12 protein-coding genes and 1 tRNA gene are annotated in these 13,613 nt (G+C 40.1%); 7 read left to right on the forward strand and 6 right to left on the reverse strand.

Going from position 1 to position 13,613, the window contains the following annotated elements; translation table 11 throughout:
• Nucleotides 1-97 precede the first annotated feature (97 nt).
• Nucleotides 98-2,917 carry a carbamoyl-phosphate synthase large subunit gene (gene carB / locus LV83_RS09365; protein ID WP_111611612.1) on the forward strand — a complete coding sequence of 940 codons (2,820 nt, stop codon included), beginning with the start codon at nt 98-100 and terminating at the stop codon, nt 2,915-2,917.
• A 77-nt stretch (nt 2,918-2,994) separates the two neighbouring features.
• Complete coding sequence (locus LV83_RS09370) at nt 2,995-3,252, forward strand: DUF4834 family protein (RefSeq protein ID WP_111611298.1); 258 nt, start codon at nt 2,995-2,997, stop codon at nt 3,250-3,252.
• A gap of 107 nt (nt 3,253-3,359) precedes the next feature.
• Here LV83_RS09370 and LV83_RS09375 read toward each other — a convergent pair whose 3' ends face one another.
• Together LV83_RS09375 and LV83_RS09380 are read right to left on the reverse strand one after the other, a co-directional pair.
• Nucleotides 3,360-4,553 (reverse strand): class I SAM-dependent methyltransferase, encoded by a 1,194-nt coding sequence (locus tag LV83_RS09375; RefSeq protein ID WP_111611299.1) that lies wholly within the window; start codon nt 4,551-4,553, stop codon nt 3,360-3,362.
• The gene (locus LV83_RS09380; RefSeq protein ID WP_111611613.1) at nt 4,553-5,542 is read right to left on the reverse strand and encodes an aspartate-semialdehyde dehydrogenase; all 990 of its coding nucleotides are present in this window, start codon (nt 5,540-5,542) and stop codon (nt 4,553-4,555) included. The genes LV83_RS09375 and LV83_RS09380 overlap by 1 nt, the downstream gene beginning before the upstream one ends.
• A gap of 179 nt (nt 5,543-5,721) precedes the next feature.
• Here LV83_RS09380 and LV83_RS09385 point away from each other — a divergent pair, with 179 nt between their 5' ends.
• The 4 genes from LV83_RS09385 to scpB all read left to right on the forward strand — a co-directional run bounded on the left by LV83_RS09385 (nt 5,722) and on the right by scpB (nt 9,842).
• Nucleotides 5,722-8,244 carry a lamin tail domain-containing protein gene (locus LV83_RS09385; RefSeq protein WP_111611300.1) on the forward strand — a complete coding sequence of 841 codons (2,523 nt, stop codon included), beginning with the start codon at nt 5,722-5,724 and terminating at the stop codon, nt 8,242-8,244.
• A gap of 69 nt (nt 8,245-8,313) precedes the next feature.
• Nucleotides 8,314-8,484 (forward strand): hypothetical protein, encoded by a 171-nt coding sequence (locus LV83_RS21405; RefSeq protein WP_158530554.1) that lies wholly within the window; start codon nt 8,314-8,316, stop codon nt 8,482-8,484.
• A 410-nt stretch (nt 8,485-8,894) separates the two neighbouring features.
• Complete coding sequence (locus tag LV83_RS09390) at nt 8,895-9,278, forward strand: TraR/DksA family transcriptional regulator (RefSeq protein ID WP_111611301.1); 384 nt, start codon at nt 8,895-8,897, stop codon at nt 9,276-9,278.
• A gap of 3 nt (nt 9,279-9,281) precedes the next feature.
• Nucleotides 9,282-9,842, forward strand: coding sequence for an SMC-Scp complex subunit ScpB (gene scpB / locus LV83_RS09395; RefSeq protein ID WP_111611302.1), 561 nt, complete (start codon nt 9,282-9,284; stop codon nt 9,840-9,842).
• Here the strand turns inward: scpB and LV83_RS09400 are convergent.
• From LV83_RS09400 to era, 4 genes are all read right to left on the reverse strand, one after another.
• The gene (locus tag LV83_RS09400) at nt 9,839-10,462 is read right to left on the reverse strand and encodes a SprT-like domain-containing protein (protein ID WP_111611303.1); all 624 of its coding nucleotides are present in this window, start codon (nt 10,460-10,462) and stop codon (nt 9,839-9,841) included. The two genes, scpB and LV83_RS09400, sit on opposite strands and share 4 nt — an antisense overlap.
• A 63-nt stretch (nt 10,463-10,525) precedes the next feature.
• The gene (locus LV83_RS09405; protein ID WP_111611304.1) at nt 10,526-10,720 is read right to left on the reverse strand and encodes a hypothetical protein; all 195 of its coding nucleotides are present in this window, start codon (nt 10,718-10,720) and stop codon (nt 10,526-10,528) included.
• Nucleotides 10,721-10,797: 77 nt separating this feature from the next.
• The gene (gene der / locus LV83_RS09410; RefSeq protein ID WP_111611305.1) at nt 10,798-12,111 is read right to left on the reverse strand and encodes a ribosome biogenesis GTPase Der; all 1,314 of its coding nucleotides are present in this window, start codon (nt 12,109-12,111) and stop codon (nt 10,798-10,800) included.
• 2 nt (nt 12,112-12,113) lie between these two features.
• Complete coding sequence (gene era, locus LV83_RS09415; protein WP_111611306.1) at nt 12,114-13,007, reverse strand: GTPase Era; 894 nt, start codon at nt 13,005-13,007, stop codon at nt 12,114-12,116.
• A 329-nt stretch (nt 13,008-13,336) separates the two neighbouring features.
• On the opposite strand from era, the gene LV83_RS09420 reads away from it, so the two are divergent.
• A tRNA-Met gene (locus tag LV83_RS09420) sits at nt 13,337-13,409 on the forward strand.
• Nucleotides 13,410-13,613: the final 204 nt, after the last annotated feature.

Here is a 13,613-nt window from a genome sequence, read left to right on the forward strand (position 1 = left end):
TGGATTTCTTTCTGATTTTACCGTGCCCCTTCAGAATATTTTTCTAATTTTGCCCCAATTTGGACTTAAGCAATACTTTCTCATCAATCCCTCTCTAATGCCTAAAGATAGCAGTATAAAGCACGTTCTCATCATTGGTTCAGGTCCCATCGTCATAGGTCAAGCTTGCGAATTTGATTACGCAGGTTCGCAGGCAGCTAGGTCTCTTCGTGAAGAAGGGATCATTGTTACCTTGATTAACTCGAATCCGGCGACCATTATGACTGATCCTGTCACGGCCGACAATGTCTATTTGCTTCCTTTGGAAAAGAAATCCATCGTACAAATCCTCAAAGATCATCCAGACATCGATGCAGTTCTTCCGACTATGGGAGGGCAAACTGCATTGAACCTTGCAATAGACTGCGAAAAAGGTGGTGTATGGGCGAAATACGGGGTGAATATGATCGGTGTGGATATCGATGCGATTGATACTGCTGAAAACCGTGAAAAATTCAAAGCGTTGATGGAAAAAATCGGCGTTGGCGTTTGTAAAGGTGCTACGGCTACTTCCTTTCTTCAAGGAAAAGAAATCGCCCAAGAAATAGGCTTTCCATTAATCATCAGAGCTTCTTATACCCTAGGTGGTGCTGGTGGTGCATTTGTGGAAAAGGAAGAAGATTTTGAAGGGGCACTAGTAGCAGGTCTTCAAGCCTCTCCAGTTCACGAAGTGCTGATTGAGCAAAGTATCCTTGGCTGGAAAGAATACGAGCTGGAAGTGATGCGTGATAATATCGGCAACATGATAGTGATCTGTTCTATTGAGAACTTTGATCCGATGGGTGTGCATACTGGTGATTCTATCACGGTGGCACCTGCGATGACCTTACCTGATACGACCTTTCAGCGCATGAGGAACTATGCGATTACGATGATGAATAGCATAGGGAATTTTGCTGGAGGCTGTAACGTGCAGTTCTCAGTGAGTCCTAACAATTCTGAAATCATAGGTATCGAGATCAACCCGCGAGTTTCCCGATCTTCTGCTTTGGCTTCGAAAGCAACTGGATACCCAATTGCGAAAGTAGCGGCAAAACTAGCAATCGGTTATAACTTGGATGAGTTGAAAAACTCCATTACCGGAACAACCTCAGCATTTTTTGAGCCTTCCATAGATTATGTAATTGTGAAAGTTCCTCGTTGGAACTTCGATAAATTCAAGGGTTCCGACAGAAGACTAGGCCTTTCTATGAAGTCTGTAGGTGAAGTGATGGGCATAGGAAGAAACTTCCAAGAAGCCCTTCAGAAAGCCTGTCAGTCCCTTGAAATCAAAAGAAATGGTCTTGGTGCCGATGGCAAAGAACTACGTAATCAAGAAGAGATTTTGTATTCCTTGGCTAATCCTAGCTGGAATAGGCTTTTCCATATCTACGACGCATTCAAACTTGGAATTTCTTTCCGTACAATTCACGATTTAACTAAAATAGATAAGTGGTTCTTGAAGCAAATTGAGGAGCTGATTCATTTAGAAAGAGAAATTGAGAAATTTAAAATAGGAACCATTCCTGTGGAATTGATGGATTTGGCAAAGCGAAAAGGCTATGCGGATCGTCAAATCGCACATTTGCTTGATTGCTTAGAAAGCGAAGTTTTCGATAAGCGCTACACAGAGATGGGCATCAAGCGAGTTTATAAATTGGTGGATACTTGCTCGGCAGAATTTGAAGCCAAGACTCCATATTATTACTCTTCTTTTGGAACTGAAAATGAGTCCATCAAATCAGACCGTAAAAAAGTAGTAGTTCTTGGATCAGGACCAAATCGAGTTGGGCAAGGAATAGAATTCGATTACTCTTGTGTTCATGGAGTTTTGGCAGCAAAAGAATGCGGCTACGAGACGATAATGATTAATTGTAATCCTGAGACGGTTTCTACAGACTTTGATATTGCTGATAAACTATATTTCGAGCCGGTGTTTTGGGAGCATATTTACGAAATCATTCTTCACGAGCAGCCTGAGGGTGTGATCGTCCAATTGGGTGGTCAGACTGCTCTGAAGCTTGCTGAGAAAATGGATAAATACGGAATCAAGATCATCGGAACTAGCTTTGAAGCCTTGGATTTGGCAGAAGATAGAGGAAGATTCTCCAGTTTATTGAAAGATCTTGATGTTCCTTATCCTGAGTTTGGAACGATTCATAATACAGACGAAGCGCTTGAACTTTGTAAGACAATTGGTTTCCCGCTTTTGGTTCGCCCGAGCTACGTGCTAGGTGGACAGGGTATGAAGATTGTGATCAACGAAAAAGAACTTGAGCAGCATGTAGTGGATGTCTTGAGAGATATTCCGAATAATGAGATCCTGCTAGATCACTTCCTGGAAGGTGCAATTGAAGCTGAAGCTGATGCGATTTGTGATGGTGAGAATGTGTACATCATCGGGATCATGCAGCACATCGAGCCTGCTGGAATTCACTCTGGTGATTCCTACGCGGTGCTTCCTCCGTACAACTTGGGGGATTTGGTGATTCGTCAGATCGAGACTTATACTGAGAAAATTGCCCTTGCACTAAAAACTGTAGGCTTGATCAACATCCAGTTTGCAATCAAAAATGACAAGGTTTATATTATCGAAGCAAATCCAAGAGCTTCGCGAACGGTGCCATTTATTTGCAAAGCGTATAGAGAACCTTATGTAAACTACGCCGTAAAGGTGATGTTGGGAGAGAAAAAAGTAACTGATTTTGAATTCAAGCCTTACAAAAAGGGTTATGCGATCAAGGAACCAGTTTTCTCTTTCCACAAATTCCCGAAAGTAAACAAAGAATTGGGGCCTGAAATGAAATCTACCGGTGAAGCGATTTACTTTATCGACGATTTGATGGATGATTATTTCTTGAAAATCTACGCAGAGCGGAATCTGTATTTGAGTAGATAAATAAAGCTGAAGTCTAAATTCAAAAGGCTGAATAGGGAAACTTTAAATTGAATTAAAGAATAAAATTTTAACCTATTGTGTGGAAATTTCTTGTAATAGTTCTCGGAGTTGGTTGGCTACTAGGCCAACTAATCCGATATTTTCTTAGAAGCAAATTGGCCAAATTTGCTCAGCATGTAAGTGAGGTGGCAAAGGAAGAACAGCGCGCTCAGCGACATGCTTCTGCGTCAAAGGATGAGATAATCGTAGATTTTGTCCCTCAGAAGCAGAAAGAAAAAAAGAATCATGATATCAAAGGCGGTGAATACGTCGATTATGAAGAAGTGAAGGAGTAATCCTTCACTTTTTTTGTTTTTAACCACAAAGTGCACAAAGGTTTCGCAAAGTTCGAAATCCTAAGAGTTATTGAGGCTTTGAAATGCTTATGCCAATAAAAAGATTCTTATTCTGACTTAGCAAGCTTACACCAAAAAACCTTAAATCCACGCAGGGTTTTTGTTCCGATCAAATAATCTTCACCACCGTCCTTTACCCCTAGTTTTTTCTTCAGTCCTTCAGATCCACTGGCATAATTGCGAGTGATTACATTCACCTTTCCAGATGGAAATAGCTTTTTGATTTCCCCTTTCTTAGGCTGTGCTTCTTGAATCACTTCGAATACTCTAGCTGGAAGATTTGTCTGAAATTCTGAGGAAGTATAGATGTGACTGTTCGGGTCTAGTTTTTTTAGACCAAACCTTTCTCCAAAACTCTTAAAAGCTCCGGCTTTCAAAATTCCTGAAAGCGGCTCGATCAAATACTTTTCCACTTCTCCAAAAGTAGAATTGCTTATTTCTTCTCCGCCTTGCTCGAATGAAAAACTACTTTCATCAGTTCCTAGATCTATTGCTTCGATTGTTAACGGAGATTCAACGCCTTTTTTGCTCCAATGTAAAAGCAATTCTTTCACTTCGTTTTTGACGGAGATCACCTGCACTTTTTGAATATCAGGAAGCTCTAAGATTGCCTGCGAGATATCCAACATGGGTGATAATTTCAGGAGAATTGAATCTGCTTTGCTTTTCATCATTTCCCAGACACTGACCACATCGGGTTCGCAATCCTGAAGTTTATAGAGCTTTTGATTGCCTTTTCCCCTGCGAGCTGGATCGGCATAAATCAGGTCAAAATGCTTCTCAGATTTAGCCAAAAAATCTAAGCCATCTCCTTTTATGATGTCGAATTTTTTTCGAGCAAGGATTTCTAGATTATGGGTTACAATCTCAGCCAAATCATCTTGGTGCTCACAATAAATTGCTTTCTCGAAGTTTTTACTCAGGAAATAACTATCTACTCCAAATCCTCCAGTGAGGTCAATCATCAATTGACCGCTTCTATTTCTAGCTTTGAATTCGGCAGTTTGTTCGGAGGAACTTTGCTCCAGAGATATTGAAGGAGGGAAAATTATCCTCGGGTTTGCAGACCAAGCGGGAAGTTTCTTAGCAGCTTTTTGTCGTGCGGAGATTTGCTGTACTGCGGCTTTTAAATCGAAATCAGTTTTGCCCTGATATCTAAAAAGTAAAAGTGCAGGATCTTCCCTAAGATGATCCTGCACAAATTGTTGGAAGTCGGCCCGATGATACTGGGTCAAATCCATTAAATCAAGCCGTTTGCGAGCGCGTATTCAGCGATTTGAACGGCGTTGGTCGCAGCGCCTTTTCTAAGGTTATCTGCCACAATCCACATGTTTAACGTATTAGCCTGAGATTCATCTCTTCTCAAGCGACCTACGAACACCTCGTCTTTTTTATGCGCAGTGATTGGCATAGGGTAAATGTTGTTTGCCACGTCGTCCTGTACAATGACTCCTGGAGCAGCCGCAAGTAGCTCACGTACTTCAGCCAAATCAAAGTCTTCCTTGAATTCCACGTTTACCGCTTCTGAGTGTCCGCCCATTGTTGGGATTCTCACTGTTGTTGCAGTTACTTGTATAGTATCGTCACTGAAGATTTTCTTTGTCTCCTTGATCATCTTCATTTCTTCCTTAGTATATCCATTTTCCTGGAACACATCGATGTGAGGAAGTACGTTCATATCAATTTTGTGAGGATAGACCATTTCAGCCTTTTCACCAGCGCGTTCAGCCATCATCTGCTCTACTGCTGCTACTCCTGTACCTGTCACCGACTGGTAAGTAGAAACTACAATTCTTTTGATGCCGTAGCGCTCACGCAAAGGAGCCAGTGCCAATACCATCTGAATGGTAGAGCAATTTGGGTTTGCTATGATCTTATCTTCTTTGGAAAGTTCTTTGGCGTTGATTTCTGGGACGATCAATTTTTTAGAAGGATCCATTCTCCATGCAGAAGAATTGTCAATCACGATCGTACCAACTTCAGCGAATTTTGGCGCCCACTCAGTAGAAGTGCTTCCACCAGCGGAGAATATAGCTACCTCAGGTTTCAATGAAACAGCTTCAGCAAGACCGATGACAGTGTAAGGTTTACCCTTATATGGAATCTGTTTACCTACTGATCGCTCGCTGGCGACTAATAGAAGTTCGTCAAAAGGGAAGTTGTGCTCTGCGAGCACCTCTAGGATTTCTGAGCCTACCAAGCCGGTAGCTCCTACCACTGCTAATTTCATCTGCTTCTGCTTAAAAGTAGTTGTTGAAAATTTTTGAAGCACAAAAGTAAGGGCTACTAATTCATTTTCAGGCCTGTATTCCAAAAATTTTAATCAAAATCGAATAAATCCCAACAAAGCCTGTAGTTTGAGATCGTTTTGATAAGTATATTTAGTCTAGACTTTTTAATTGACTTATTATGATTGGCTTATTTTTTATTTGGCAATTGTTCTATTTTTCTGCTTTTGTTCAATCAGAAGCAAACCTGACTACGGACAGTAATCAAGTTCAGGATTTTGAATCTGAATTTTCTATTCAAAGCTACCCCGATGCGTTTTTGCCAAGTTGGTATGCTAATGAAGTCAGAAGTACTTCTTCCCGTATTTATCAAGCAAATGGGTTGGGGAAAAATGGTAGTAAAGCTTTAGCTGTTCAGCCAATCTCTACTTTTGACGGTGAAGTGATTATTCGTCTTTCTCCTCAAGAATTTGATGATCCTAAAGTTCGGTTTTGGGCAAGGTCGGTCAAAAACGGAACTGGTGATCGACCTGCTTTGGTTTCATTTCGATGGGGAGAGCAGCTGATGGGGAATTATTCAGTTCGAGAAATTCTTGTTGGAGCAAATGAATTTGGGAATGAGGATCAGGAATTCAGATTGTTTGAGGTGGAATTACCAGAGAAGTATCATGGTGCCGAGGATATTTACCTAATGATAGAAATCCGTTATGGACCTGGGTCGGGGAGCTGCGCAAAATGGCTGATGGATGACTTTGAGTTTGGAGAATTTTTAGTGGATAATATTGAACCAAAAATTAGAAATGTCCGTGGGTTTGATGAAAGACAAATTGAAATTCAGTTTGATGAAGGGGTAGATCCAGTCTTTTCTGAGTTTGCATTTAACTACAGCCTGAATGAATCAGAACCGTTATTTGTGACTAGGAAGTCAGATTCCTTGGTGTATTTAAGTTTCGATGAAAAGCTTGAACATGGGAGAAGTTATGAGTTGAAAGTCTCCAAGGTTCCGGATTTGGAAGGAAACTTTCTAAAGGATACTTTGATTTCCTTTCAGTTTTTTGATCCGACTATTATCCCCTACAAAACCCTTGTGATCAATGAAATCATGCCAGCTCCAAAAGCTGATCTTGACTTGCCGAATGTTGAATATGTAGAGATTTTTCATGCTGGGGAATATCCTATTCGTTTAGAAGGGTTGTCCTACTCCAATTCTAGATCGACTGTGGTTTTGCAGGAGGCATGGATTCAGCCAAATGAGTTTTTTCTTTTGGCACCAGAAAATCAAGCTTCACAATTGAAAGAATATGGTGTAGTTATAGGTGTCAAATCTTGGCCAACATTATTGAATTCGGGCGATCAATTGCAATTGAAAGATGATCATGGAAATGTAATTGACATAATTTCTTATGCGACGAAGAGCTGGGGTGGAAGTGAATTTGCGAATGGTGGATACAGCCTAGAAGTAGCTAATCCATTTTATGCCTGTGAGCAAAATGATTTGTTGAGAGCTTCAATTGACCCGCTTCGGGGCACTCCGGGAAGGCAGAATTCAGTATTTGATTTGACTCCTGACGAGACAGAACCAGTTCTTAACTCTTATGAATTCATCACTTCGAAAAGTCTTTTGCTAACATTTTCAAAGCCAATCCTTTCTGGATTTGATAATTCAGGTTTTTTAATGAATCCAAATTTTGAGATTGATTCTATTTTTCAGCCAAGTTCCAGCCAAGTTCATATTGTCTTCGTTGCGGAAGTTGCTGTCAATACAATTTATAAACTAAGCATAAATAATTTGTCTGATTGCTCGGGGAATGCATATGCCCAAATCGAGCCTTTGGAGATCATATTGCCTGTGGAGGCCAAGAATGGCGATGTGTTGATCAATGAACTACTCTTTAACCCGAGGACAGGTTCACCCAAGTTTGTAGAGTTGGTCAACATCACAGATAATTATTTGGAGCTGAAGCATTGGAAACTTGCAAATCTTGATGAAACTGGAGGAGCAGATCAGATGAAAAAAATCAGCGAATCTTCAGTTATTATTCCACCCAGAGGCTTTCTAGCGATCACTACCAACCCAGAACAATTGAAGCTAGATTACCCCAAATCTACATTCGCAGAATTCATAAAAATAGCAACCCTTCCTAGCTATCCAATAGCTGGTGGAACTGTGGTTTTATTGGATTCAGCTGGAGTTTTGGCTGAGGCTTTTTCTTACTCGGAAGATCTCCATCACCCATTGTTAAGGGATCCGAAAGGTGTTTCTCTAGAGCGGCTTTCGACGGAATCTCCAGCTTCTTTATCCGCAAATTGGCACTCCGCCTCAGCAATTGAGGAATATGCCACTCCAGGGCGAAAGAATTCTCAGTTGATTGCCGGAGAATTGGAAGGAGAGTTGATTCTAATTGACCCAGAAGTCTTTGACCCGGAAGGAAGCAATGGAAATACTTTTACCTCTATTCGTTACGAGCTTGATCAAGCTGGGTGGATCGGGAGTTTTCGGATTTATTCTACTACAGGTCAGCTGATGGCATCCCTAGCTCAAAATGAGTTATTGGGTGTGTCAGGTTTGTTTACTTGGACCGGTACAGATAGTCAGGGGAAAATCGTGAGGCCTGGTTATTACATACTGCTGGTAGAATTATATGACCTCTCTGGAAAGCTGAAAATAGTTCGAAAATCGATTACCGTGGCAACAAGATTGTAATTTTAATAGTAGGTTTTTTGAGTTTCAATCTTAGAAAATAGTATCTTAAGAGACTAACACCCCAAAATCATGGCTAAAGACCTTATTACCGAAGCTTTGCAGACAATTCACCTGCAACATGGCAAAGACCTCAAAGAGGTTGGCCAATACCTGAATATGAAATATCGGATTGATGCTGAACCTATGGTTCTGCAGAAACGACTGCAGAAAATGCTACAAGAAGGAAAAGCCGTCGCATGACGGTTTTTTATTTTACTTGATCTATCCAAGGTCAAATAATTTGATCCTATATATTAATTTTTCAACAGGAAATACACAATTGAATATATCCTTTCAGATGTTTCTATTGTTAAAATTTTTCTACAAACTAAATAGTGATTTACAAGATTGGGTTTGTAGTGTTTTGATTATCAGCTTTTTGAAATATTTCTTAAGGTTCGATTTCACTTTTAAGTGTCTTTTGAGGTATATAGTGCATGTTTTTGTCATCGTATGACTATCATGCCTCTTGCTTATGAATATAATTCTGGGGTGAAATTTTCAAGTAAAAGCTGTGTCCTGAATCCTTGTAAATCCAACCCGTAAATGTATTTTAGGGAACTATTTCTAAAATGAACCGTCCCAATACTGTTACCTAATATTAGTTGGCTATGAGCAAGGAAGAAAAGACCGCATATTCCCAGGAAGAATTAAAAGAATTCGAGGGGATAATATTAAAGAAACTTCAAAGTGCAAAAGAGGAACTTCACGCCTTGAAAGAGTCATTGAGTAAGAAAAATGATAGTGGCACTGACTACACAGCTTCTACCTCCAAATTACTGGAAGATGGCGCAGATACACTTGAGCGTGAGAGTCAGAACCAACTGGCAGCTAGACAGCAAAAGTTTATCTATAATCTGGAAAATGCGTTGATCCGTATCAAAAACGGTACTTATGGCATTTGTGTAGATACAGGAAAACTTATCGCAAAAGAAAGATTGATGGCTGTGCCACATACGATGCATTCTATCGAAGCAAAACTCGCTAAAAAGTAAGTTTTGGATTTTCTCCATAGGCATATTGAAGCATTGATTTTTTGTGCTCCAGATCCTTTACCCAAGGAGGAGATAAAAAAATGCCTGTCAGAAATGTTCGAGGCTGAGATCCCAATGGAGCATATTGATCAGGCAATTGGTGATTTGATCGAAAAATATCTTTCAGAGGAATTTTCATTTCAATTGGAGAAATCAGGCGGAGGATATCAATTTCTGACAAAGCCCGCCTATCAAACATCTATCAGCATCCTGCTTCGACAGCAATCTCAGAAGCGACTGTCAACTGCGCAGCTTGAGACATTGTCTATTATTGCTTATAAGCAACCAGTAACCAAGGGTGATATCGAACAAATTCGGGGAGTAAATAGTGACTACTCAGTTCAAAAGCTATTAGAAAAAGAACTAGTTGATATCAAGGGAAAGTCAGAAGGCGTTGGGAGGCCTATGTTATATGGCACCTCCCGGAAATTCATGGAATACTTTGGCATAAATTCACTTTCTGAATTGCCTCAGCCTAAGGATTTTTCACAGCCAGACAATCAAATAGGAGAGGAACGGGATTAAGCGCTTGGTTTCACTTTAGCCATTTGGGCTATCAAATATTTTCTACCAGAACTCACTTCCTCACATAATACACGAGTTCTTCGGGTTTCTCCCTTTTCAAATTCTCTTCCAGAAAGGAAAAATCGATTTCCGGGTTTGATATCAGAGAGAAATATGATTTCTAGATTAGCGCTTTTGTCATCGTACTTACTCATTTCTTTCATCAGAAAAAGATCAGTTGATGAGCTTGCTTTAGGGTTTTTGATGTGCTTGCGCAAAGGAATGAGTAGATCGATAGGAAAAACCTCCGTTGAGAGGATAGGGAACATTAATCGTTGAAAAGTAGATTTCCATTCCATTCCATGGGGTGCGATAGTTCGGCCATATCGTACATAGGCGTGAAGATGAGCAACTTCATGAATGTATGTAAGGAGAAACTGATAGGGGTTGAGATCAGCGTTGATAGTGATCGTTTGGATCGTTCTGTCAGAGCGAAATCTAAAATCTCCCAACTTTGTTTTTCGCGAAGCAGTGGTTTGAAATGAAAACTGTTCTTTTTCCCAAAGATCCACGGCATAGTTGACAGCAGGGGAGGGGATTCTTTTAGAAAGGATTTGTCTGAGTTGATCTGAACCGCTCATTTCGAAAAGTACAAAAAAAAGAGCCCCGACATGCGGGGCTCAATACATTTAGGAAGGGAAGAATTATTGAGCAGGCTCAACAACCTCAGCAGTCTCTACTACAACAGTAGTATCAGCTTCGATAATGATTTCTTCCTCTACAACTGGCTCTTCAACTACCTCGATAGTCTCAACAGTTTCTTCTTTAACTTCTTTGTTACCGCATGAAGCTACAGCGAACATGCTAGCGATTGCGAAAATTGCAAATACTTTTTTCATTTTTTGTGGTTTTCTTAATTACTCTGCAAATGTATTACAGTTTTGATCAATAAAACAATAGGGATGCAAATATATTTTTATTTGTTTTTGTAAATAATTTTTACCGGAACTCCCTCGAAATCAAAGTTTTCCCGAAGCCTATTTTCAAGGTACCTTGTGTATGGGGATTTGATGTATTGAGGTAGGTTACAAAAGAATGCAAACACGGGGTTTTTTGTAGGAAGCTGTGTGGAATATTTGATTTTGATGTATTTCCCTTTCCATGCTGGTGGCGGGTATCTTTCGATTTCAGCAAGCATTACATCATTCAATTTAGAGGTGGCAATACGACGAGTTTTGTTTTCGTAGACTTTCACTGCCAGCTCAATTGCCTGGAAAATTCGTTGTTTTTCAAGCACAGAAGTAAAGATGATCGGGATCCACTTGTTTTCACCCAATTTCTCCAACATATCGTCCTTGATCTTACCCATGGTTTTATGATCTTTTTCGATCAAGTCCCACTTATTAACCATGATCATTACGCCCTTATTATTTTTAATTGCAAGAGAAATCAGATTCATATCCTGTGCTTCCATTCCTCTGGTAGCATCCACCATTACCATTACTACGTCGGATTCTTCCAAAGTCCTTAATGAACGCATGACCGAATAGAATTCTACATCCTCAGTGACCTTGGACTTTTTTCTGATTCCAGCAGTATCTGTAATGATGAAGTCTTGCCCATATAGTTGATAGCGCGTGTGGATAGAATCTCTTGTGGTTCCTGCTTCATCCGTTACTATAGAACGGTCTTTGCCTATCAAGGCATTCAAGAAGGAAGATTTTCCTGCGTTCGGTCTTCCAAGAATCGAAATCTTTGGAGTATCAGCATCAGGATCTTCGATTCCTTCGTCTTCAAAGTGGGTGATTACGGCGTCCAAAAGCTCTCCAGTACCACTTCCACTTGCAGAGGCAACAGGGTAGACCTCAAAGTCACTCACTCCTAATGCATAAAATTCATGTGCAGCGAAGCTTTTTTCTTGATTGTCAGCTTTGTTTGCAACAACATAGATCGGCTTCTTACTGGATCGAAGTTCTTTTGCGAACTCACTGTCCAGGTCTGTAAGTCCCGTATGACAATCAACAATAAATAAAATCACATCAGCTTCTTCGATAGCAAGCTTTACCTGCTTACGGATCTCTGCCTCATACATATCATCTGAGCCAGTAACATATCCTCCAGTATCAATTACTGAAAAGAATTTACCAGCCCATTGCGCATGTCCGTAGTGACGATCACGCGTCACGCCACTCATGTTATCCTCAATCGCCTTTCGTTCTTCTACCAGACGGTTGAAAAGAGTGGATTTGCCCACGTTAGGTCTGCCTACAATCGCTACTATATTTGCCATGATCAGGTTGGGTCGTACCCAAATTTTTTCAGTTTCAATTTATTTTTTCTCCAGTCTTGCTCCACCTTCACAAAGGTTTCAAGGAAGACTTTCTTGCCGAAGAACTTTTCCAATTCTTCACGGGCTTGTATCCCTACTTTCTTTATTGCAGCACCTTTGTCTCCAATGATTATTCCTTTTTGGCTATCTCGCTCTACATAAATAATAGCACGGACACTAATGATGTTTTTTTTCACTTTAAAGTCTTCTATTGAGACTTCAGAGCTGTATGGGATTTCTTTTTTGTAATTCTCAAATATTTTTTCGCGGATAATCTCAGAGGCAAAGAACCGCTCAGATCGATCTGAAAGTTCCGCTTTATCATAAAATGCCGGATGCTCAGGAAGTCTGTCGAGAATTTCCTGCATGATTTTATCCGTATTGAATTTTTCTCCGGCAGAAATTGGAATGACTAGCTCAGACTTGATTCTTGAAGTCCAATAAGCAGTAATTTCTTCCAGCTGACCTGGTTTTGCTAAGTCAATCTTATTGATAACTAGTAAAACAGGCACGCCAGACTCGTTGATTTTCTCTATCACATGCTCAATATCCGCATCTGTCTCATAAAGATCTGTGACAAAAAGAATGATGTCAGCATCTTCAAGCGAGATATTTACGAAGCTCATCATGTTCTTCTGCAGCTCGTATTGTGGCTTGAGCATTCCAGGAGTATCCGAAAATACAATCTGGTAATTATCAGCATTCGTCAATCCAATAATCCTGTGCCTAGTAGTCTGAGCCTTGGATGTAATGATAGAAAGCCGCTCACCTACCAAGATATTCATCAATGTAGACTTGCCCACATTTGGTTTTCCTATGATGTTGACGAAGCCTGCCTGATGTTTTGGTAAATCCATTGTAGAAATTTTTTACAAAGGTACTTGATTTTTAGAGACTCCAGACGTTTTTGGAGTTTTGGCGAAATAAAATTTGGCTTCAAGAACGTCTTAAAGGTCTGCCATCTAATCATTGATGTAATCGATTGACTGACAAATGTCTGCTCATATTTTCTAGAAAATTATTCCAATTGAATTAGGACTCACATGTTGAAATTTGATAGCGGAGTAATAATATTTTTCTTATCTCTAGTTTGCATTACAAAAATAAACACCTACTTTTGTATCACAATTAGCCACAAGGGCAGATTTAGATAAGAATAAAGAAGCATTAAGCTTTAAAAATATATCGCGGGGTGGAGCAGTTGGTAGCTCGTCGGGCTCATAACCCGAAGGTCATTGGTTCGAGTCCAATCCCCGCTACTACGAAGCCGGTCAGAAATGATCGGCTTTTTTGTTTTAAAAGATTTTTGATGCGGGTTGTGGATTTAAATCTATTTCCCAAGGGTCTGGTTGATACAAATTTGCCCCCACCCTTTTTATTGAATTTGGAGCTTTCATCCCATAATGCTTTCAAAGAAGTTCTGTTTCTTTTGTTTTAAAGAACTTCCTGTCACTCAGATTTAC

It is taken from the genome of Algoriphagus yeomjeoni (genome assembly GCF_003259505.1).
In the GTDB taxonomy this organism is placed as follows: Bacteria; Bacteroidota; Bacteroidia; order Cytophagales; family Cyclobacteriaceae; genus Algoriphagus; species Algoriphagus yeomjeoni.

Coding starts and splice junctions, on each gene's coding strand:
- carB (WP_111611612.1), top strand. CDS start 98: ATGCCTAAAGATAGCAGTATAAAGCACGTTCTCATCATTGGTTCAGGT.
- LV83_RS09375 (WP_111611299.1), bottom strand. CDS start 4,553: ATGGATTTGACCCAGTATCATCGGGCCGACTTCCAACAATTTGTGCAG.
- LV83_RS09380 (WP_111611613.1), bottom strand. CDS start 5,542: ATGAAATTAGCAGTGGTAGGAGCTACCGGCTTGGTAGGCTCAGAAATC.
- LV83_RS09385 (WP_111611300.1), top strand. CDS start 5,722: ATGATTGGCTTATTTTTTATTTGGCAATTGTTCTATTTTTCTGCTTTT.
- LV83_RS21405 (WP_158530554.1), top strand. CDS start 8,314: ATGGCTAAAGACCTTATTACCGAAGCTTTGCAGACAATTCACCTGCAA.
- LV83_RS09390 (WP_111611301.1), top strand. CDS start 8,895: ATGAGCAAGGAAGAAAAGACCGCATATTCCCAGGAAGAATTAAAAGAA.
- LV83_RS09400 (WP_111611303.1), bottom strand. CDS start 10,462: ATGAGCGGTTCAGATCAACTCAGACAAATCCTTTCTAAAAGAATCCCC.
- LV83_RS09405 (WP_111611304.1), bottom strand. CDS start 10,720: ATGAAAAAAGTATTTGCAATTTTCGCAATCGCTAGCATGTTCGCTGTA.
- der (WP_111611305.1), bottom strand. CDS start 12,111: ATGGCAAATATAGTAGCGATTGTAGGCAGACCTAACGTGGGCAAATCC.
- era (WP_111611306.1), bottom strand. CDS start 13,007: ATGGATTTACCAAAACATCAGGCAGGCTTCGTCAACATCATAGGAAAA.